Below are 21,456 nucleotides of genomic sequence, written 5' to 3' on the forward strand. Positions count from 1 at the left end.
GCCCATGCCGTCCGCGACCGTCATTGCCGCCTACTGCGCCGGACTGCTGCTGACCCTGTGCCTGGCGGCCCGGCTGACCCCGGGCGCATGGTGGCGCCGTGCGAATGCGCGCGCCCTGGCGGTACTGGTGGGCGGCACCGCGCTGCTGGGCGGATTGCTGCACGCGGCGTTCACGCCCGATGCGGCCGCGCCTCCCGCCATGACGGCGGCGCTGCTCCCTGCCGAGGCGCCGGTGGCGGGCGCGCAATACCGCGTGCGCGAGCACCTGAACCTGCGCGAGCATACCGGGATCGATGCGCGCCGCCTGGCCGTGGTGCCGGCCGGGACGCGGGTGACTGCGACCGGCCAGCGCCGCGGCGACTGGTGGCAGGTCAGCGCCGTGGTCGACGGCCGCCGGTTGGAAGGCTGGGCCAGCAGCCTGTGGCTGCGGCGCGCCGACGAATCCTCAAGCGTCGTCAAGGCCCGATAAGCGCATCGGGTTGAAGTACAGGCCCTTGGCGCACTGGGTCGGCCCGACGCGCACGAAGCCGAAGGCCTCGTACACCGGCACCGCGAAGTTCGAGGAGTTGACCGTGAAGCTGCCGTCGCCGCCGGCCGCGATCGCCGCGTCGCGCGCCGCTTCCCACAGCGCGCGCGCCACGCCGCGCCGGTGCCAGCGCTTGCCGACGAACAGGTGGAACAGGTGGCTGCGGTCGCGCACCGCGACGAAGCCGGCCACCGCGCCGTCGATGACCGCCACGTGATAGACGTGCCCACGCGCGAGGAAGCCGCGCACGCCCATCTCGTCGTTCTCCGCAAGGAAGGTCGATGCGCCTTCGGGCGGCGACTCGTGCACGATGTACTCGCGCGCCAGTTCGCGCAATAACGCAGCCACGGCCGGGATGTCCGGGGCCACCAGCGGTCGGATCAACATGGATTTTCGCGGCTAAGCTGTTTTGGGAATGCCACGATATCACAGAAAGCGTTTCCGTACGGCAATTTAGTGACCATTAGTAGGGCGCCGACCCAGACTACCCGAGCCATGCCGGAATCGAGCGTCAGTGCCCCGTTCAATAGCGCCTCCAGCGTCGGCCCGGGCGTCCAATCCCCGTCCGGCCGGCGTCCCAAGGTGCCGCTGAACCCTCCCCTGCGCCACCCGCGCTACCGGGCCCGCACGCTGTCGATCTACCTCCAGGCGGGTAACAGGAAAAACCCGCTCTGATCGCGGCATCGAAGGCCTGCGTTCCGGTGTACAGTAGCAGGATCGTCAAGTCGATCCGTCCCATGCCGCTTTCATCCGAGATCCTGTCCTCCTTCGATTTTGCGCCACGCTACGACGTCGCCGTGGCCAGCCGCCGCGGCAGCGGCCTGGCGCAACGTGCCGAGAACCAGGACAACTTCGTGGTCATCGACCACGCCGGCCAGGCCGCCTGCCTGCGCGGCCAGGCGCTGCGACGATTGCGCCTGGCGGGCTGGCCGGCGGGCCACGGCCGGGTGGCGGTGCTGGACGGGATGGGCGGGCATGGCCACGGCCGCGAGGCGGCCGAAGCGGTCGCCGCCGGCCTGCTGGGCATTCCGGCCTGCCGCGAGGCGGGCGAACTGGCACGCCACCTCGACGCCCTGCACGCCGAACTGCAAGGCCGATTCGCCGTCGAAGGCGGCGTACGCCCCGGCACCACCCTCACGATGCTCGAACTGCCCACGGGCGGCGCGCCCCTGCTCTACCACGTGGGCGACTCGCGCCTGTACGAGATCGGCCCGGCGGGCGCCCTGCCCCTCACCGTCGACCACGTGCCGGCCACCGCCGCGGCCCTGAGCGGGCGTATCGACGAGAACGGCTGGTGGCGCCAGGTGCATGGCGCGCATGCGCCGCAGATCGCGCAGGCCTTCATCCTCGGCAATGCCTTCGCCAGCCCGGCGCAACTCTCGGACCCTTTGTACGAGCTGACCCCGCTGAACCTGCCCTCGTGGATGAGCGCGCTGCCGGACCGGCGCGTGCTGCGCCTGCGCGAGGACGCCTGCTACCTGCTGGCAACCGACGGTTTCTGGTCCTGCGCCGCCCCCGACCGCTTCGTCGCTGGGTGGCCGGACCTGCTGGCCGGGGCCCCCGACGCCGCCAGCATGATCGGCCGCCTGTTCGGCGCCCTCGAGACGTCCCCGCCACCAGGCCTGCACCCCGACAACCTGACCGCGCTGGTGCTGCGCCCCCTGCAGGCCCAGGCCGGCAGCCACGCGGACGAAACCGCCCTGCCCGGGCCGCCGCGTTGAAAAATTCCCAACAGAAAATAATGTTGTTAATCAATGAATGCGGCGCGCCGCTGACGAGCAAAAGGGCGTAAGCTTGCCATGTTGTCGATCATCACCGAGTTCGCCATCGCCCCATGAACCGCTGCCGCAATCCCGAGCATCCGCACTGCACCGTCTGGGTCATGCCAGGCGAATCGCTGTGCGCGCACGGCCACGACCAGCCGGCTGCCGATGCGGCCGCGCCCGGCGCTGGCAGCGGCCTGCCCGCGAGCTTCGAGGCGATCAGCGCGCTGCGGGCCCGCCGCATCCCCGAGGGCGGGCAGGCAGGCGCCCCGGCGGCGACCCGCGGCCTGGGCCGCCCGCAACTGCACATCAGCGGGTTCGACCCGCGCGCGGCGGGCGGGCGCCAGGCCATCAAGCTCGAGCTGCGCGGCATGCCGATGGATTGCGCGGGTGAAGTGCACATGCTGGTGCGCTCCGGCCTGCGCCTGCGCGACGGCGACAGCCATGTCTTCCAGCGTACCTCGCGCGGCGACTGGCGCCCGGTCTTCCTCGAGTTCTCCTCGCGCGGCCTGGAGCACGGCCAGTACCGCATCGACGTCGAGCTGCACAGCCGCCATCCGGGCCGGCCGGGAGCGGCGCGCACCTGGACCTGCTCGCCGGTGATCCTGGTCCCGCGCCCCGACGCCAGCCTGGGCGACATCCACCAGACCTTCCTGGCCACCCACAAGAACGTGCGCGTGAGCGCCGACGACGCCGCCATCGCGCGGGTGCAGGCGCCGGGCGGCGGCAGCCTCGACATCGACGTCAGCGTCCGCGACGGCGCGATCGCGCAGCTGGACATCCGCGATCCCCGCGACGGCGGCGGCAAGGTCGACCTGGGCTTTTCCACCATCGCCTGGGACGAAGACCTGATCGAGATCGACGTCCCGCTGCAGGCGCCCGGCCATCCCTGCCCGGCCAGCACGGCCTGCCTGGTGCATGCCGAGCCGGATGCGAGCCTGCAACGCCACCTGCGCCTGTTCGCGCTGGACGAATGCGTGCTCGGGCGCTTCGAGGAAACCGATCCGGAAGCCGACCTGCTGCTCATGCACCATGGCGAACACGGCGAGGATCGCGGCGGCCTGACGCGCCGCCTGTCCGGCCGCCACGCCATCATCCGCCCGGGGCGGCATGGTTTCGAGATCGAGGACGTGTCGCGCTACGGCCTGCTGCTCGACGGCGTCTGGCCGGGCAAGCACACGCCGGTGTTGCTGCGGACCGGCATGCGGATCTCGCTCACCGCCAGCATCCGCGGCGTGGTCGAACTGGAGGTGAGCGCCGTGCTGGCGCACGGCGTGATCCTGCACCGCGTCGACGCCGGCGCCCAGGCGGAAGCCTTCTGCATCCTCGCGCCCGACACGCAGCCGCAGCGGCGCGACCTCGCGGCCCGGCCGCGCGCCGCCGGCGTGCCGCTGCTGTTCCACCGCGACGGCGGCTTCTGGCAGCTGGACCCGCTCACGGGCGAGGAAACGCCGCTCGTCCCGGGTATCGGCCTGGAGCGCTTGCCCGGCATGGACGGGCGCCTGCGCTTCGCCGCCCGTCCCTATCCCGAATGTGCGCCGGAAACGCGCGCGCAAGTCCCACGCGCCGGCGAGCGCCGGCGTGCACAGCCCGCTGCCTGGCTCGGCAGCTGAGCCGGGCGTCAAGCGCCGTGCGGGCGCAGGAGCAGGAAGATCAGCGAAGTACCGGCCAGCAGCGCCGTTTGCAGCGCGAAGACGATGACCGGGATCTTCAGGTGTTCTGGAATTTTCATGGCGCGTCCTTTCGTTGGCGTTTCAGAAAAAACCCGTTCGGGGATATGAATGTACGCCTGGCGCGGGAGAAGGCGCGCCCTGTAGCCTCGCAACAATCCGCCCGTGCCTGCGAGAACTTCTGCCGTTCGGAGCTGGACGTGTTCCGGCGCGTGCTCGCGCCGACGTGCAGGTGGAGCGGGTCGAGCACCAACTGGCCGGCGCGCGGCGCTGCGCTATCGGATCGTGCCCATCATGCAGGTCGCGGGCGACGTCGGCGCAGCGTGAACCTGGTCGGGACGCTGGCTTGCCAGTTGGATGAGACCGCTGCGCGTGCCTGTGATGGCACGGGCAGCAGTTCGGGCTTCTTCAGGCGGCCGCGGCCTGCGCAGTCATGTCGGCTGCGATATAAGCGCACACCCGGTCGCGGCCCGCCTGCTTCGCGCGGTAGAGCTCCATGTCGGCGCGCTTGATGACGACGCCGACTTCGTCGCGCTCGCGATGTTGCGCCACGCCGAAAGACGCCGTGACATGCAGCCCGGCCGGCCAGGTTTGCCGGTGCAGGGCAGTGCGCAGGTTCTCGGCCAGAATCCGGCCCTGGTACACGTTGGTCATCGGACAGACGATGAGGAATTCCTCCCCGCCCCAGCGCACCAGCCGGTCCGACGAACGGATCCCGGACGCAATGACGTTGGCGAATTTGCGCAAAACGTCGTCGCCCACGTCATGGCCATGGGTGTCGTTGATCGATTTGAAGTGGTCGATGTCGATGAAGATCATGACCATCGGATCGGCCAGCAGGCTCGATGTGCTCATCAGCGCCGCACGCAGGCCCTGGCGGTTCAGGACGCCCGTGAGCGGATCGATATGGGCCTGCCCGGCCAGGTCGCGCGCCTCGAGTTCCAGGGCCTCGTTGACTGTCTTGAGCAGCGCGACGGCGGCGCGGCTGTTCCTGAGCTGCGAACGCAGCGACAGCGTGAGGACCGCCAGCCAGCCGACCGCGCATACTACCCATGTGGCAACCAGCCCCATCAGCAACGCATCCAGGGTGATCAGCTTGCCGTGCAAGCGCAAATGGTGCAGCGTGAAGGCATGTGCGCCTTCCTTGCCGCCGCCGCTGATCAACACTTCGGCACGCGCGACATTGTCGATGTTGACGGCGGAATGCTCCAGCGCCGGCTGTGCCATATCCTTCCACCACTGCGCCACACCGAACCATTTGAGCGGCACCACGAGCGTGCCGCCGTCTGGCGGCAGGTCGAGTGCGTCGATCTGGTTGATCTTGTAGGTCTGCCACTGGTCGAGCCGGGTCAGGCCCTCCTCCGCTTGGGCAAGCACGATCGCAAAGCGCGGCGTTCCCGGGCCGGCATAGCCGCCGTCGATGCTCATGTAGTCGAAGCGGGACATGTCCAGGCCGGTCGCGCCCTTGAGGAAGCTCAAGCCGAGCTTGCAGTAAGGCCACTCGCTCTTGCGCGAAATCAGGCAATGCACGACCAGGTCTTGCCCACGGCGCTCGATCCGCCCGACGGAAGCACCTCCACTGTTGCGGTCGTCTTCAATAAAGACCGGAAAATGGTCGCCAGTGAGATCGACCACCTTTTCCATACCGTAATGCTGCCAGGTGAGCAAGGCAGCAGTGACGATCAGCAAGCCGCCAAAGAAATAGCGCGCGTAGTCAAGCAGCCGGGCAAGCGGCTGGAATGAAGTTTCCGAAAATGGCGCAGGCATAGTTAAAAAAAATAAACAGTTATTGCATTCAGGAAATTTACACTAAGGCTGAGTTGCTTGCAAGGAAAGCTAAATCTGTCATTACAGAATGTTGCTTTTCCGAATTAGTTGCCGCCGAATGCTGGGCAAGATGGCCTGATGTAGCCGTCCGTTGACGGGCCAAAGCCGGCCGTTGGGCACCGTCTCGGGCCAATGACTGCGTTTGCTTGTGTTGCCGCGAGATGACGCATGCCTTGCACCCTTGCCTGGCGCACACCGCTGCCCGTGCCTTTACGCAATCTACGCTATGCTTACCGGTTCGACAGTTTGGACACAAGGCATGATGCGTATTTTCCTCATACTATTTACGGAGGCCACTCCCCCGCGCGGCAATCCTACCGACTCCAGCCACAACTGGAAGCGAATGGAGCGCAGCTGATGTTTCATCTGATGTTCAGTTTGCCCTGCGTGGTCGTGCTGTTGCGCTGGCTCATGCCGCTGCCCTTATCCGGGCGCACGAAGCTGGCTGGCGCCGTCGTGTTGGTGCTGGCCTCGCAATATCACCTGTGGTCGCGCTTTTCTTCCGGCAGCGTGTTTTCGCCGGAATTTCCGAAATTCCTCATCATCCTGTTCAACTGGGCGTTTGGCGCCATCTTGCTGCTGGCTGTGTTCCAGCTGTTGCTCGACGTTGGCGCCCTGCTTGTCGCACTGGCTCGGCGTCGCCGCGGGCCGATCGCTGCGCGGTTGCGCGCTGCGATCGGCGTCACAGCCGTGCTGCTGGCCGCGCTCGGCGTCATGCAGGCGATCAAGCCGCCGCCACTGAAGGACGTACAGATCACGGTAAAGGACTTGCCGCGCGAATTCGACGGCTATCAGATGCTGCACCTGACCGACCTGCACATCAGTCGCCTGTTCGACGCGGCATGGACACGCAAGGTCGTCGACGATGCCAACGCGCTCGGGGCGGACCTGATCGTCATCACCGGTGACCTCATCGATGGCAATGTCGCGCAGCGCGAAGCCGACGTGGCACCGCTGCGTGACTTGCGCGCTCCGGACGGCGTCTGGGTCATTCCCGGTAATCACGAGTACTTTTTTGACCACCGCGCATGGATGGCGTATTTTACCGGGCTCAACATGAAGCCTCTGGACAATAGCCATACCATCGTCAAGCAAGGTAGCGGCCAACTGGTGCTCGCCGGCGTGAACGACGTGACCGCCCCGCGCACCGGTGCTCCCGCGCCCGACCTCGATGCGGCGCTGCGCGGCGCACCAAACGGCGTGCCGGTCATGCTGCTCGATCATCAGCCCAGGAATGCGCGCTTTTCAGCCAGCCGTGGCGTCGCGCTGCAATTGTCCGGCCACACGCATGGCGGCATGATCATCGGTCTCGACCGCGTGGTGGCGCGGGCGAACAACGGCTTCGTTTCGGGCGCCTACGACGTCGACGGCATGACCCTGTACCTGAACAATGGCACGGCCCTGTGGCCGGGCTTCGCGCTTCGGCTTGGCGTGCCTGCCGAGCTGACGCGCATCACGCTGCGGCGTCAGACACCTTGAGCGCGCGCTGCAACAGCGATAACAGTCCTCGAAAGAGGATGACTTCAAGGTAACCGAGCGACCCGGCGCGTCCTGCCCCATTGATCAGGATTCGTGCCTGGAACGGTGGAATGCCGTCGCCTTGACCGGAAGCTCTTGGTCCAACTTCGGCATCCGCTCACGATTTATCTGCTGGATGAGGGTCCTGCTCGCCAAATCGGGGTCGAAATTGAGCTGAGGTCGAGCTTCTTTCAGAGCTTGCAGTAATGACGCAGCAGTCTGATACGCGACTTATCCAAAGCTTCTTGAATGCAGTTTCAGTCCGCTTCTGCCCCGACAGCGGACACCGGCTCAGTGTACAAGGCTGTTGATGCTGAACAAGCAAGCGCTGTTGTGAGGCGTTCTTAGTCGCGCGTCCCATCGTGCCGCCAGGCCGCCGGCCAGGCCGGCAGCGGAATGCGCTCGTCGTCGCCCGGCACCGGCACGAAGGCGTTCGCTTCCCAGTCGCGCGCGGCCTGCTCGATGCGCTCGCGGCTCGACGACACGAAGTTCCAGAAGATGTAGCGGCGGCCGTCCAGCGGTTCGCCGCCGATCAGCACGAAGCGCGCGCCGGCGCTGGACGAGACCCGTACCGGCAGGCCCGGCTCGACCATCGCCATGGTTCCGGCCGGGATCGCCTCGCCGTCCACTTCGATGGCGCCGATCGGCGCATACACGGCGCTCTCCTCCGGTAGGCCGCCCAGGTCGATGGACGCGCCCGGGGCCAGCTGCGCGTCGAGGTAGAGGGTATTGCTGAAGGTCGGCACGGGCGAAGTACGGCCGAAGGCGCTGCCCACCAGCACGCGCACGGTGGCGCCCTCGAACTCGACCTCGGGAATCTGGTCCGCAGGAGTGTGCGAAAAAGCGGCGGGCGCCTCCTCGTGCTCGCGCGGCAGCGCCGCCCACAGCTGCAGGCCATGGGTGCGGCGCACCCGGTCCAGCAAGTCTTCCGGGGTGCGCTCGGAGTGGACGATGCCGCTGCCGGCCGTCATCCAGTTGATCGCGCCCGGTTCGATGCGCTGCTCGGTGCCGAGGCTGTCGCGGTGCATGATGGCGCCCTCGAACAGGTAGGTCACCGTGGCCAGGCCGATGTGCGGGTGCGGGCGCACGTCGTGGCGCGCGCCTGGTTCGGCTTGCACCGGCCCCATGTGGTCGAAGAACAGGAAGGGGCCGACCGACTGGCGCGCGGCGGCGGGCAGGATGCGCCGGACCTTGAAGCCGCCGCCCAGGTCCTTGTCATGCGATTTGAACAGGTGCGCAATGGCCATGACAACCCTCCGTGTTTGAACGATACGCCTACTCTACACCATCCCGACCGCCCCGCAGCCCCGCGGGAGAACGGGTTCACGTCAGCTCGCGCACCACGCGAAAGCCCACGATGTCGTTCGACAGCACGCTGGAGAAGCCGTTGCGCAGCGCCGAGCGCAGGTAGCGCGGCGCGTACAGCCAGCAGCCGCCGCGCAGGATGCGGCGTGCTCCGTCGCCGCCGCTTTCCCAGGCGCTGCCGTCGAGCGGCGCGCCGACGTAGTTGTCGTGGACGACATCCTGCACCCATTCCCACACGTTGCCGTGCATGTCGAACAGGCCCCAGGGATTGGCGGGGAACATGCCGCAGGGTGTGGTGCCGTGGCGGCAGGCGCCGCGCGCGCCGCCGTTGTAGGTGAAGCTGGCGTCGAAGTTGGCCTGCTCCGGGCCGATGGTGTCGCCGAAGCTGAAGGCGCTGCGGGTGCCGGCGCGGCAGGCGTACTCCCATTCGGCTTCGCTCGGCAGGCGGTAGCGCTGGCCTGTGGCCGCGCACAGCCAATCGAGGTAGCGCTGCGCATCGTGCCAGGTGACGCCCACCACCGGGTGCGCGTCGGTCTGCGGGAAGCCGGGCGCGAACGGGTCGACCTCGCCCTGCGGCTCCCAGCCGCAGGCCTGCACGAACACGCGCCATTCGCCCACCGTGACCGGGTAGCGCCCCATCGCGAAGGGCCGCTCGATGCCGACCCAGCGCTGCGGCGTTTCGCGTTCCAGCCAGCGTTGCTGCGCGCCCGCCGCCATCGCGATCTTGCGCTCGTGCTCGTGGGAGCCCATCTGGAAGCGTCCGCCCGGGATCAGGACCAGCGCCGGCCCGCCGCCCTCGCCCGCCAGGAACGGATCGCACAGCACGCCGCCCGCATCGACCTCGGCGGCCGCCGGGATCAGCTGGCGCAATTCGCCGGCCGTGCGCGCCGCCTGCAGTTCGCGCGCGCGCTTCTGCTCGGCCAGGTAGGCCGCGGCGGCCCTGGCCTGTTGCGCCTTGCGCTGGGCTTCTTCCTGCGCCAGGCGCGCCTTGGCGGCTTCTTCCTCGCGCCGGGCCAGCAGTTGCTGGCGCAGCGCCTCCTTGCGCGCCGCCCTCGCCTCTTCCTGGGCCGCGCGCTCGCGCCGCTGCTGCTCGCGGCGCTGGCGCTCGATCAGGGCGCGGGCCGCGACCCTGGCCTGCTCTTCGGCCTGCGCTTTCTTTTGCTGCTGCACGGCCAGTGCGCGCTCGCGCCGTTCCTGCTCGGCCTGCGCCGCCGCCCTGCGCGCGGCCAGTTCCTCGGGCGACGGGCCGGCCGCATCGCGCAGATGCCGCAGCAGGGCGCGCACGCTCGGCGGGCGTGCCGCCGGGTCGGGCGCCAAGCCGGCGCGCAGCGCCTGCCACTGGTGCGGCTGCAAGCCCTGCGGCGCCACGCCGAGGTCGCGCGGCAAGGCGCCATCGAGCATCCGGTAGATCATCATCGACACCGCGTAGACATCGAGCGTCGGGGCAGGCTGGCCCTGCGCGCCGCCCGCTTCGGGGGCGCGGTAGCCGGGCGTACCCGAGGCGGCCGGGGCGTCCAGCGGCGCCGCGCCCTTGCTGCGCGCGCGCGCCGCGATGCCGAAGTCGAGCAGCTTGACCTCGCCGCGCCGGGTCAGGAACACGTTGCCGGGCTTGATGTCGCGGTGCACCAGGCCATGCTTGTCCCACGCGTAGTCGAGGGCGCCGGCGACCGGTTCGAGCAGCTCGAGCACGCGCTCGAACGGCAAGCTGCCTTCGCGCGCCAGCAGGCTGTCGAGGTCCTCGCCCTCCAGGCACTCCATGATGATGAAATAACTGGCGGTGGCCGGATCCTGCGCCCATTCGTAGACCCGCACGATGTGCTCGTGCGCCAGGCGGCGCGCGCGCGTCGCTTCCTGGATCAGGAGCCGGGACTGCAGGGTGGACTGGGTCAGCTGCGGCGGCAGGATCTTCAGCGCCACCTGGGCGCTGTGGCCCAGCTCCGCGTGGGTGGCCAGGTCGGTCGCCTGCCACACCTGGCCCATGCCGCCGTGCGCGATCAGGCGCTCCAGCCGGTAGCGCCGGTTCCGCGGCCCGACTTCCTGGCCGGCCATCAGGCCGATCTCGGTGCCCGGGCGGGCGCGCTGCGCGGGCGCCTCCTCGAGCACGGCGGCGTCCGGCGCATCGGACGGCAGATAGGCGGCGTCCAGGATCGCGTTCTTGCGCAGGTCGAATTCGGTACGGCTCAGCAGGCCATCCTCGTGCAGGGCACGCAACTCGCGGATCTTGTCGATGGCGCTCTGCATTGCGCGGGTCACCCGATCGTCAATGCGGCAAGGCCGCGCCGCACGCGGCGCAGAAGCGCTCGTCCGCGCGCGCCGGGTGGCCGTGGGCGCACTGGCGTGCCGCCGGGGCGCCCACGGCCAGCAGGGCGACCTGGTGGCGGCGGTCGCGGTCGACCTCCAGCTCGCGCCGCGCCTGCTCGTCGCGCACCAGTTGCAGCGCTTCGTCGACGCGCAGCTTGCCCGCGCCGGCCAGCCCGGCCAGGGCGCCCAACTGCTCGGCATCCATGCCCGCGTGCACGCGGGTCTTCATGAAGTCGCTCAGGACCTGCGCATTGGGCGCCGCGGCCAGGGCCAGCTTGGCGGTGTCGTCCATGGAAGCGAAGGCTTCCAGGCGGCGCAGTTCCAGCGCGTGGCGGCGCTCCTCGGCATCGAGCTGCACGTCCTGCAGGGCGCGCGCCTGGCGCGCATCGAGTTCGATGCTGCGGGCGAGCTTGTCCTGCTGCTGTTGCGTGCGGGTCGACTCGATGCGCTGGCGCAGCTGTTCGTCCTCCCATTCCTGCAGGCGCTCGGCCTCGCGCCGGCGCGCCGCATTCGCCAGCACCAGGCTCTGGTGACGGGCCAGGTGTTCCTGCTCGTCGATGGCGCGCGCGCGGCGCGCCGCGTCTTCCTGGTCGGCGCGCAGGCGCACGAGCTCGGCCTGCCGGCGGGCGCCGTCCTCGATCAGCGCGGCCTGCTCGATCTTGTAGCGAATCTGCTGCTGCAGCAGCTGCTGGGAAAAACGCTGGCGCGCGATGGCCAGGGTTTGCCGTGCGTCCTGCTGGGCCACCTCGAGTTCGCTGCGCATGCGCAGCTGGGCCAGGGCGCGCAGGTGCTTCCATTCCTGGGCCTCGTCGAGGCGGCGCGCGCCCTTCCTGGCCAGCTCGTGTTCCAGTTCCGCCAGCACGTCGCCGGCGCCACGCTCCAGCGCCTGCTTGCGCGTGCCGGCCTCGAGGATGCGTGCATACAGCTCGATCTGGCGCGCCCGCACCGCATGGGCGCGGTCGGCGCCCTGCAAGGACAGCTCGGCGCGCGCGATGGCGTCGTCCTGGCGCAGTTCGCGCTCGCGCTGGCGCACCCGCGCGGCCTGCTCGGCGCGCCGCAGGCGCTGCCATTCTTCGGCGTCGTACAGCTCGTCGAGGTGCTTCGCATGCTCGATCCGCACGTGGCGCTCGTCGGCCGCCAGCCACAGGCTGCCCACCCGGGCGCGCTGGGCGTCGTACTTGTCGTGGCGCAGTTCGACGGTGTCGACCTTGACCGCCGCCAGCCCGTATTCAAGCAGCAGCAGCTTGAGGCCGGACTGCAGGCGCTCGTCGAGCTGCTCGCGCAGATCGACCTTGCCGACCATCTCGCGGATCGAGCGCGCGCCGACGAATTCTTCGAGCAGCTGGCGCACCGGCGCCGCCAGGAGTTCGCGCAACTGGTCCACGCCGATCGTGCCCGGCAGCGTCATGAAGTGGCGCGCGAAGGCCGGCACGTTCTCGATGCGCAGGTTGACCGTGAAGCGCGCGTCGACCGCGAGCTGCTCGGAGGTGACCACGTCGCCGAAACGGAATTCCACCGGCAGCGCGCCGCTGCGGGTGACCAGGATCTCGGCATGCTGGTCGCGCAGCAGGTGGTTCAGGCGGGTGAAGAAGCCCTCGATCTCGTATTCGCCCTGCGGCACCTCGGTGGCCCGGTCTCCCTGCAGGATGTAGGCGCGCGCCGTGGCCGGCACGCGCAGGGTTTTCACGAACACGCCCGACAGCACGCGCACGCCGAAGAACACGGCCAGTTCGTCGGGGCCGGCGACCCAGCGGTTCTCGCGCAGGACCGGAGCATTGCGCGGCGCGCCCAGGATCAGGCCGCAGCCGGCGCAATAACGCGCGTCGCCGCCATGCTTGCGCTCGCAGCGCGGGCAGGCCGCGCCTTTCACTCCGAACATCTGGAACATATCCGACTCCGTTTCTTCTTTTACAACATACCGGCGATTCTAGCGCAGCCGGGCGCGATTCAAATGATCCCGATCCTGTCCACGCAGGCCAGGCTCGCCCCGCGCGCGCGCAAGGCCGCGCGCCACGCCGGGTCGAGCTGCGCTTCCCAGGCGCGCGGCACCAGGATGCGGTCGCCCGGCGCCGCCTCGCATGCCAGCAGCGCGCACTTCGGCAGCAGGCCTTCGACCGTCTCGACCCGGCCGGCATGCCAGGCCGAGGACTGGCCGGTGGCCAGCACCCGCCCGCGCGGCAGGAATTCGCGCCCGCGCGCCATGCGGTCGGCCATCACCAGGGCCAGCTCGAAGGAAGGGCCCTGGAAGCGCGCCTGGCCGAAGCGCACCGTGCTGCGCCACTGCCCCAGGCCGCGGCCATCGAAGTGGCGGGCGCCGGCCAGCACCGCGCGCACCCGCGCCTGCAGCGCCGCGTCCACACCGGGTGCCGCGATGCTGGCCTCCTCCTCGCCATCGTGCGGCGCCGGACGCACGCTGACCTCGACCCAGCACAGGCTGTCGCCGGCGCCGCCGCTGACCAGCGGGAACCAGGCGCGCGCCGCCGACACGCCAGTTGCCGGGTCGGGATGTCCGTGCAGGGCGCCCAGGTGCGGCAGGCCGCCCTCGCCGCCCGCCAGCACGCCGAGCGGCACCTGGCCCAGCGCGTGGCCGTCGATGCGGCCCAGTTGCCAAGCATCGGACCAGCCGTTGGCCACCACCGGTCGCGGCGACTGCCACAGGCCGCGCACCATGCGGTCGGCCAGCACGCAGGCCAGCTCCCAATCGCGGTTGCCGGGCGCCGGAGCGCGATCGAGGCTCAGCAGCACCTGCTCGCGGCTGTCGAAGCGCGGCTCGGTATGGCGCGCCAGGCGCACGACTTCCTGCATGCGTTGCGCCAGTTCGGGCGCGTCCGGCACGCTGCACTTGACGTCGGCGCGGCCGCCGCGCGGGCGCGCGCTGGCCGTCACGCTCAAGTAGGTCCCGTCGGGCGCGATGCTGCGCACCAGGACCGGGGCGTTCATACAGCCTCCATCGAGAGCGCGCGCCGCGCCGCGCAGTCGTATTCGAGGTTGGCGACGATGCGGTCGGCCTCGTCCAGCAGCGCCGCCGCCAGCGCCGCCTCGCTCAGTTTCAGGCGCGCCAGCAGCGCCCAGGCGTCGTCCAGCGCGGCCAGCGCCCGCAGGCTGTGGCGGGCGCGGCGCCGCTGCTCCTCGAGCGCCAGGGGCTGGCCCGGCGCGGCGAGCGCCAGCGCCGGCATGGTGCCCACCGACAGGCTGACCAGGTCGAGCCGGCGCAGCAGTTCCTGGTGGCGTCGGAACACCGCGCAATCGGCCGGCAGCGCGGCCAGGCGCAGGCCGCACAGCACGCCCGGCAACTCCAGGAACAGGCGGCGCAAGGCCTGTGCATCCTCGCGCGCCGGATCGAATGCGCCTTGTTGCACGGTCGACGAGGCGCCCTCCGCGGGCTGGGCGGCGAGCCGCGCCATGAGCAGGGCCGCCAGGTCGCGCGCGGCGCCCAGGTCGACCGGCACGCAATCGTCCACCATCACGCCGAAGCGCGTGTACAGGAGCTGGTTGAAGCCGGTGCGGAAGGCATTCCACTCTTCGAAGCTGGTGCAGGGCGGCAGCGCGAGCTCCCCCTGCTCCAGTGCGCGCTGCAGGGCGGACTGCAGCAGCGCCACGAAGCCGTCCAGCGCGACCCGTTCCCCCGCTTCGCTGGCGAGGAACAGGTCGAAGCGCTGCTGCGCTTCGCGCGGGTCGGGCGCATCGATGGCGAAGCGCACGCGCAGGCCGATCTCCGGCGCGGCGGCAAAGGGCGTCAGGTCGCAGCCGTAGGGGCCCGGATGCACGCACCAGGCGGTCTCGCCATCGATGGGCGACACGCGCGCGCCTTCGTTCAGGCGCCGGGTACGGCCCTGCGCGCCCGCCAGCACGGCGAAACAGCCGGCCGGCACCGTGCATCCCTTCGCAAGGGGCAGCGCGATGAAGCCCGCGCCCAGGCCGTCGAGCTGCGGGGCGCTCTGGCGGAACGGCCGTGTGAACAGGCTCAGCATCTCAGGTCCCCGCCGGCCCCACGCGGGCTTCGACCACGAAGCGGGCGCCGTGATGCTGGAAATGCCGGGCCGGCTCGTCAAGGAAGGGCCAGGGGCCTTCGCATTCGCCGTCGCTGTCCAGGCGGCCCTCGAGCACCGTGGCGCCGGCGCCGTCGAGCACGCGCAGCGCCTGGGCGCCGCCCAGCAGCGCGGGCGCCAGCGGCGACTCCGGATCCAGCTGCAGGATCACCCGGCCTTGCACGAAATGCAGGCGCCAGGCGCCGTCGTCGGTGACCAGGGTGTCGAGCGCGGCGCCGCCGTCGGCGGCGCGCAGCATGCCCGAGCTGGCGCGCCATGGCCGCGGCGCGGCTTGCGCGCGGCGCGCCTCGGCCAGGGTGCGCAGGCGGCGCGCGGTGAGCGGCGAGGCCTGCAGCGCGGCGCGTTCGCCGGCCGTGAGCGGCCGGCTGCCGTCGAGCGCTGCGCGCAGCACCGCGTCGTCCAGCACCAGCCGGTCGCCTTCGACCCGGCGTCCGGCGAGCAGGCGCGCCTGCAGCTTGCGGTCAAGTGTCGTCATGTCCATTCACCTTTCCTCCTTGTTGCCGGCCGCCGCGCCCAGGCGCGCGATGGCGGCATCGCGCCGTTTGCGCAGGGTCGGCAGCGAAATCCCGTCCAGCAGCGCGAGCTGCTGCATGGTCGGCAGTTCGCCGCTGGCCGGATCGAGCCATTCGGCCGGATAACAGTCGTCGAAGGGCCCGAGCAGCTTCAGGTAGACCGCCAGCCGTACCGGCAGCGAATCGGCCTCCATCATGCGCACCGCCCAACTGCCGCGCTCCTGCGCCGCGGCCGCCACTTGCAGGTAGCCGGGGGGCAGTGAAACGCGCTGGGCCAGGTCGTCGTCCAGCAGGGCCAGCGGCGCGGCCGCCGGGACCTCCTCATCGCCGGCCTCCATGGCGGCCAGGTCGAGTTGGTCCTGGCGCGCCTCCAGGATCAGGTCCGGGCCGGGCGTGGCGGCCCCTTCGGACTCGCCGATCACGCGCCAGTAGTCGTCCAGCCAGTCCGCGGCGTCGCTGCCGTCCTGCAGCCAGTCGCGCTCCTGGTTCGCGGACAGGGCTGCGTACTCGCCGATCTCGCGCAGCATCGCGCCGATCTTCTCGGGCCGGTCCTTCAGGCCGGCGAAGCGCTTGGAGCGGGTGTGCAAGGGTCCGGCGGCGCCGCTGAAACGCTCCAGGCTCTCGCTCCAGCGCAGGATCCATTCGGGGCGGCAGTCGGCCACGCCGCGCAGTTGGCGCGCCTCGATCGGTTCGAGCTCGACCGGCCGCCCGAGGATCGCGCCCACCTGCTCGCGGTGCTCGCGCCAGGCCGCGAACAGGCGCGCCACCTCGCCATAGGCGGTATCGAGCATGCGGTAGGCGTACATCCGGTTCGGGCTGCAGGAGCGGCCGCAGGCGGCCTGGTAATTGTCGCTGTCGACCTTGTCGCGCAGGACCGCGTACAGGTCGTTGAACTTCTTGCGCAGCAGCGCATCGCCGCCGGGCGCGGCCCAGAAGGCGCCCATGCGCGCATGTTCGCCCGCCACCGCCGCGCACAGGGCCGCCCAGTCGCCCGGACGGGCCTGCAGTTCATAGACCAGGTCCAGCGCCAGTTCCAGTACGGTGTCGCCATAACTGTTGCCGGGCAGCTCGCCGCGCCGGCCCGTATGCAGGGCTCGCGCGACCACATCGACGTATTCCGGCAGCAGGTCCGTATCGCCGGCGTCCAGCAGGCGCTGCGGGCCGATGCGGGCGAGCGCCTGCAGCGAGCACTGCCCCAGCAACTTGCGGACCTGCTCCCAACCGTGCTCCTGGTACCGGGTTCCCGGCAAACGCATACCTTCCTCATCCTCGATGGCCATCCGCACAGAGCGGATTGTCAACAGATGATGCCATACAAACACAAAAACCGGGCGCGCAGATGAGGCTCAATCCTCCTTCTGTTCGGGCGATTGCAGTTGCATGGAGCGCAACACGCCGGCCACGATGGGGGCGGCATGGGCGCCGCCGCTCAGGCTGGACTGGCTCACGAAAGCGGCGAAAGCCAGCCGGCGGGTCTGGCCCGGGAGGCTGCCCGGTTCCAGCCAACCCATGAACCAGACGGTGGCGCTGCCGTCCTCGCCGGTGGGCGCGGTCCCGGTCTTGCCGAACAGGCCGGCGCGCACGGCGTCGAACTCCTTGCCGCGGAAGGCCCCGGCGGCGGTGCCGCCGTCCACCACGCCCTTCATGCCGGCGCGGACGCGGTCGAGGCGCACGCCCAGTTCCGGAGCGCTCTGGTTTGCCGCCTGGCGCCCGTCCAGTTCGAGCAGCAGGCGCGGCGCCGTCAGCCGGCCCTGCCCGACCGCGGCGGCAACCAGCGCCATCTGCAGCGGCGTCGCCTGCATGCGCAGGCCGATCGCCATCTGGCGCACCTCGTGGCGGGTCTGGATCGGATCGAGCATGGACGGGCTGGCCTGCAGCGCGTCCCAGGCGGACCAGCGGAAATCTTCCGGCAGCAGGCCGCCGTCGAGCCGCAGCGGGGCGCTGAAACCGAGCCGGCGCGCCATGCCGGCGACCGGACGCAGCGCATCGATGGCGCCCGGCTCGATCTCGCGCACGCCCGGCAGGCCACCCTGCGGCCGGCCGCCCAGGCTGCGGTCGCCCAGCTCGGCCGTCCAGGCGAACCAGGTATTCACGCTGTGCGCCAGCGCCTGCGCGAGGCCAAAGCGGCCCTCGACCGCGCGGCTGCCCGCCAACTGCTCGCGGTAGTTGGTGATGCGCGCGGGCGCCCCTTCCGGATAGGCGGGCGCGCCAGTGCGAAAGCCGTAGCCGGCATCGCCCGCCATGGCGTCGATCTCGGCCAGGGGCAGGCCGGCAAGCAGCCGTCCGAGGCGCCCGTCGCCGCGCGCCGCCGCCTCCAGGCCGAGGGCGGTCACCACCTTGAAGGTCGAGCCGGGCGCGCGCGTGGCGCCGCCGTCGTGCTGGAAGGCCGGCAGCCGCAGGGGGCTGCGCGCGGGATCGGCACGGTCGAAGTCGCGTATCTCCTGCCAGCGCGCGGGGTCGGCGGCGCCGACGCCGCCGCCGGCCGCGGCCAGCACGTCGCCATTGCCGGCGTCGAGCAGCACCAGGCCGGCCTGGCGCCCGTCCGGGACGCCGCCCGCGCTTGAACACGTCTTGCCATCCCACCTGCCGCCGCGCAGGCCGACGCAATCGAGCACCGCCTGGGCCGCCCCTTGCAGGCGCAGGTCCAGGCTCAGGCGCGCCGCGTGATGGCTTCCCGGCAGCCGCGCCAGCATGCCGGCCACGCTGGACGCGTGCTCGCGGTGCACGCCCAGCAGCGGCGCCAGCCCGGCCGCCTGCGCCGCGGCGCTGGCGCGGCCGTCGATCCACAGGCTTTCGCCGTGGCGCCCGCTCAGCCGGACCTCGGCGAGGCTGGGGCGCGCCGCGCCGTGCGAGGCCGGCAGCGCCTGCCAGGCCAGGCGCCCCTGTTCGACGCGCACGTGGCGGTAGGCGGCGTCGGCGCTGCCCGATAGCCGGGCCAGGTCGAGCGGCTCGACCTCGAGCACGATGCGCTTGGCGCCCGGTTCGGGCGCCAGCAGTACGCGCTGGACCGCATCGCCCTCGCGGCAGGCGCGTCCGTCGCAGACCGCGCTCACGCGCGCTTGCGCCCCATGGACCCGGCGCAGGCGGCCGGCCAGCAGCAGTTCGGCCGGCTCGGCCCGGTCGAGCACCAGGCGCGCGCCCTCGGCCTCGCCGCCCCCGTCCCAGGCACCCACGCGGGTCCATGGCGCCCAGCCTTCCGGCAGGCGCGCGAACAGGCGCATGGCGGCCAGCGGCAGCCCGGCATCCAGCGCCACCGGCACGCCGCCGACGCTGGCCTGCCACAGTTGCGGGCTCGCATCGCGCACGCGCCAGGCCAGCAGGCGGCGTTCGCTGTTGAATATGCGCAGCTGCTCGCGCACGAAGGCGCCGTCGGCGCGGTAATACAGGCGCCCCAGCAGCTTGCGGCCTTCCTCGTCGAGACGCAGCTGTTCCCAGCCGGGCAGCGGCGCGCGCGCATCAGGCCCAGCCATCGCCCAGGCGGCCAGGTCGCGCGGCGCCACTTCGGCCAGGCCGCCGCGTCCCAGGCGGATCAATCCGCGCGCCTGCAGCTGCTCGAACAGCAAGGCGTCTTCCAGGGCGCGCGGGGCGCCTGCCGGCACCCGGTATTCGCCCGCCGCAAGCTGCAGCGCCGGCAGCGCCAACCCGGGAGCGAAGGCCTGCACCAGTGCGGCGCCAGGGGCGCCGCCGATCGCGGCGCGCTGGACCAGCAGTTCGCCCGCCTGCGCGCAGCTGCTGCTGGCCCGCCGCGTCAGCCTGAGCGCGCCGTCCCGCCACACCAGCCAGCCCGCGCTGCCCAACAGGCCCTCGCCGCGCTCGCCGCGCAGCACCGCGTCCGGGCCCGCGTCGCCCACCCACGCGGTCCGGCCCTGTCCGTTCCAGCTCAGGCGCAAGGCGCCGCGCGCGTCGCCGCGCAGCTCCACCCGCGGCATGGCCGAGCCCGGCGCGGCCAACAGCACGGTGCGCGCCGGGGCCAGCGCGGCCGCTTCGGCGAAGGGATAGCCGATCCGCAGCGGCGCCAACTGCCCGCTGGCAGGGTCGGACAGCTGGGTGCACAGGTCGATCCGCAGCGGCGCCGCCAGGCGCATGCTTGACGCCACCACGAGCGCGCTGGCGCCGTGCTGGAGCACCTCGATGCCGGGCTCGCGCGGCACGCGCACGGTGACCCCGCCCAGCAGCGGCTGCAGGGCCGACAGCGCGGTCGGCCCGCCCGCCGCCGCGTCCGTGCTGGATGAGGCCAGCGAACGCGCCGCCTGCGCCAGCACCACGGCGCCGAGCAGCGCCGCGCAGCAGGCCAGCAGCAGCCACGGCGCAACAAGCAGCCGGGCCCGCGCCGCGGGGGCAGCGCCGAGCCGCAGGTTGCGCGCGCGCCGCCGCGCCGTGCGCCCGGCGGCGAAGGAATCCATGAGTGAAGTGAATGTGGCTGGCATCGGCAAGTCGCGGTAGGCGCGGCCTGGTGGCGGCCGCCTCGCGAAACCCTAGCAGGGGGCGGATGAAACCCATCCGGCGCGCGGATTCGGGCGCACGCTCGCGCGCTTTTTTCGACAGCTCGCTCCCCGTTTTCGGCATCCCGTCGCAAGCGCCTCGCACCATGAAACCGCTTGGCCTACAGTGCACACATCGACCACCCACCCACAAGGAGAAACACCATGAACATCATGAAGCATATGGAAGCCGTCTTCATCGTCTCGATGAGCCTCGCCGTCTCGGGCAGCTACCTGCTGGACAACATCCCGGAAGCCCAGGCCCGCAACTACAGCGCCGACGCGTCCATGGTCGCCAGCGGCGACAAGATGGCGGTCGTGACCGTCAGCGCCAAGCGCCTGTCGAGCGAAGAAAAGCTGGCCGCCGGAGCGCGCGGATGAGTGCCGCAGGCCTGCCCGTTGTCGCCCCGGCGCGACAGCGGGCGGCCCGTTCCGGCGTGAGTTGTATCAGGCTACTGCGCAGCCCGGCTTGCCATCTGTTTCAGTTGTAAGTATCTGCTTCAGCACCGCCTCGCGCCGCCCTCCGGCGATATAGTGGGTCATCCGCTCTTGGATCTGGAGACCCGACATGCCACGCACCCCCACCCTCGCTGCCCTGATCGCCCTCGGCGCCGCCTTCGCGCCCGTGCCGTCGATGGCGCAGACCGATTTCCAAATCTACATCGGCTCGGCACCGCCCGCGCCCATCTATGAGCGCGTTCCCGGTCCGCGCCACGGTTACGTGTGGGCGCCGGGCTACTGGGAGTGGCGCGGCCATCGCCACGCCTGGGTACCGGGCTACTGGGTCGCCGCACGCCCGGGTTACGTGTACGCCCCGCCGCGCTGGCACCAGCGCCAGGGCGGCTGGACCATGGAGCCGGCCCGCTGGGACCGCAACCGCAACGGCGTGCCCGACCGCTACGAGCGCCGCAGCTACGCCCCGGTGTACGGCGGAGGCTACCGCGACGGGCGCGACCACTATCGCGACGACCGCAGGTATGGCTATCACCGCGACCGCGACCGCGACGGCATCCCCGACCGCTACGAGCGCCGCGGCTATCGCGACACCGACCGCGACGGCGTGCCGAACTACCGCGACCGCGACCTCGACAACGACGGCATCCGCAACCGGCGCGACCGCGACATGGACGGCGACGGCGTTCCGAACCGTTACGACGGACGGCCGGACAATCCCTACCGCCGCTGATCCCACCGCCAAGCGGGGTCAGGTCTGACATTCGGACACGAACTCGAGCGTTACTGAGCTGTACTGCTCAGGCCGTGTCTAAATGTCAGACCTGACCCTCTAGGATTTTTGACCCTCTAGGATTTTGGCAGCTGCGGCTGCCATTTTGCTATCCTTGCGCCATGTCCCGCCCACCTCCAGACCACGCCGCCCTGCTCGCCGCCGCCTTCAAGGGAGAACTCGCCGCCAGCCGCCAGCTCGCCGCGCGCACCGGGATGCCGGAAGCCGAGGCGCTGCGCGCCACCCTGAGCCTGCGCGCGGGCGTGGGCGGACTGCACC

17 protein-coding genes are annotated in these 21,456 nt (G+C 70.9%); 7 read left to right on the plus strand and 10 right to left on the minus strand.

Features of this window, described 5'->3' with window-relative positions:
- Positions 1–4 precede the first annotated feature (4 nt).
- Positions 5–469: an SH3 domain-containing protein gene (locus ACK4S9_RS11140; RefSeq protein WP_409725480.1), complete on the plus strand. Its 465-nt coding sequence runs from the start codon at positions 5–7 to the stop codon at positions 467–469.
- On the opposite strand, the gene ACK4S9_RS11145 is transcribed toward ACK4S9_RS11140, so the two are convergent.
- Positions 446–913: a GNAT family N-acetyltransferase gene (locus tag ACK4S9_RS11145; protein ID WP_409725483.1), complete on the minus strand. Its 468-nt coding sequence runs from the start codon at positions 911–913 to the stop codon at positions 446–448. The two genes, ACK4S9_RS11140 and ACK4S9_RS11145, sit on opposite strands and share 24 nt — an antisense overlap.
- 69 nt (positions 914–982) lie before the next feature.
- Between ACK4S9_RS11145 and ACK4S9_RS11150 the strand changes: the two genes are divergently transcribed.
- From ACK4S9_RS11150 to ACK4S9_RS11160, 3 genes are all read left to right on the plus strand, one after another.
- Positions 983–1,201, plus strand: a complete 219-nt coding sequence (locus tag ACK4S9_RS11150) for a hypothetical protein (protein WP_409725486.1) — start codon at positions 983–985, stop codon at positions 1,199–1,201.
- Between the two features lie 62 nt (positions 1,202–1,263).
- Complete coding sequence (locus ACK4S9_RS11155) at positions 1,264–2,247, plus strand: PP2C family protein-serine/threonine phosphatase (protein WP_409725488.1); 984 nt, start codon at positions 1,264–1,266, stop codon at positions 2,245–2,247.
- Positions 2,248–2,360: 113 nt separating this feature from the next.
- Positions 2,361–3,902 (plus strand): FHA domain-containing protein, encoded by a 1,542-nt coding sequence (locus ACK4S9_RS11160; RefSeq protein WP_409725491.1) that lies wholly within the window; start codon positions 2,361–2,363, stop codon positions 3,900–3,902.
- Between the two features lie 465 nt (positions 3,903–4,367).
- Here ACK4S9_RS11160 and ACK4S9_RS11165 read toward each other — a convergent pair whose 3' ends face one another.
- The gene (locus tag ACK4S9_RS11165; protein WP_409725494.1) at positions 4,368–5,726 is read right to left on the minus strand and encodes a GGDEF domain-containing protein; all 1,359 of its coding nucleotides are present in this window, start codon (positions 5,724–5,726) and stop codon (positions 4,368–4,370) included.
- 417 nt (positions 5,727–6,143) lie between these two features.
- Between ACK4S9_RS11165 and ACK4S9_RS11170 the strand changes: the two genes are divergently transcribed.
- Positions 6,144–7,265 carry a metallophosphoesterase gene (locus ACK4S9_RS11170; protein ID WP_409725496.1) on the plus strand — a complete coding sequence of 374 codons (1,122 nt, stop codon included), beginning with the start codon at positions 6,144–6,146 and terminating at the stop codon, positions 7,263–7,265.
- Between the two features lie 383 nt (positions 7,266–7,648).
- Here the strand turns inward: ACK4S9_RS11170 and ACK4S9_RS11175 are convergent, their stop codons facing one another.
- The 8 genes from ACK4S9_RS11175 to ACK4S9_RS11210 form a co-directional block, all read right to left on the minus strand.
- The gene (locus tag ACK4S9_RS11175) at positions 7,649–8,551 is read right to left on the minus strand and encodes a pirin family protein (protein WP_409725499.1); all 903 of its coding nucleotides are present in this window, start codon (positions 8,549–8,551) and stop codon (positions 7,649–7,651) included.
- 76 nt (positions 8,552–8,627) lie between these two features.
- A complete protein-coding gene (locus ACK4S9_RS11180) occupies positions 8,628–10,850 on the minus strand; it encodes a bifunctional serine/threonine-protein kinase/formylglycine-generating enzyme family protein (protein WP_409725541.1) in 2,223 nt (740 codons plus the stop codon).
- A 19-nt stretch (positions 10,851–10,869) separates the two neighbouring features.
- Positions 10,870–12,798, minus strand: coding sequence for a hypothetical protein (locus tag ACK4S9_RS11185; RefSeq protein ID WP_409725502.1), 1,929 nt, complete (start codon positions 12,796–12,798; stop codon positions 10,870–10,872).
- A gap of 59 nt (positions 12,799–12,857) precedes the next feature.
- The gene (locus tag ACK4S9_RS11190; protein WP_409725505.1) at positions 12,858–13,850 is read right to left on the minus strand and encodes a hypothetical protein; all 993 of its coding nucleotides are present in this window, start codon (positions 13,848–13,850) and stop codon (positions 12,858–12,860) included.
- Complete coding sequence (locus tag ACK4S9_RS11195; RefSeq protein WP_409725508.1) at positions 13,847–14,881, minus strand: hypothetical protein; 1,035 nt, start codon at positions 14,879–14,881, stop codon at positions 13,847–13,849. Before ACK4S9_RS11195 ends, ACK4S9_RS11190 begins: the two co-directional genes overlap by 4 nt.
- A gap of 1 nt (position 14,882) precedes the next feature.
- A complete protein-coding gene (locus ACK4S9_RS11200) occupies positions 14,883–15,434 on the minus strand; it encodes a hypothetical protein (protein WP_409725511.1) in 552 nt (183 codons plus the stop codon).
- Between the two features lie 6 nt (positions 15,435–15,440).
- Positions 15,441–16,727 (minus strand): hypothetical protein, encoded by a 1,287-nt coding sequence (locus ACK4S9_RS11205; protein ID WP_409725513.1) that lies wholly within the window; start codon positions 16,725–16,727, stop codon positions 15,441–15,443.
- 90 nt (positions 16,728–16,817) lie between these two features.
- Complete coding sequence (locus ACK4S9_RS11210; RefSeq protein WP_409725516.1) at positions 16,818–19,898, minus strand: penicillin-binding transpeptidase domain-containing protein; 3,081 nt, start codon at positions 19,896–19,898, stop codon at positions 16,818–16,820.
- Positions 19,899–20,117: 219 nt separating this feature from the next.
- On the opposite strand from ACK4S9_RS11210, the gene ACK4S9_RS11215 reads away from it, so the two are divergent.
- Both ACK4S9_RS11215 and ACK4S9_RS11220 read left to right on the plus strand, forming a co-directional pair.
- Entirely contained in the window at positions 20,118–20,333 is a 216-nt protein-coding gene (locus ACK4S9_RS11215) for a hypothetical protein (protein WP_409725519.1), read from the plus strand.
- Between the two features lie 187 nt (positions 20,334–20,520).
- On the plus strand, positions 20,521–21,138 hold the full coding sequence (locus ACK4S9_RS11220; RefSeq protein ID WP_409725521.1) for a hypothetical protein: 618 nt from the start codon (positions 20,521–20,523) through the stop codon (positions 21,136–21,138).
- The last annotated feature ends 318 nt before the right edge of the window (positions 21,139–21,456 follow it).

Origin of the sequence: Massilia sp., assembly GCF_046293535.1 — a bacterium.
Lineage (GTDB): Bacteria > Pseudomonadota > Gammaproteobacteria > Burkholderiales > Burkholderiaceae_D > Telluria.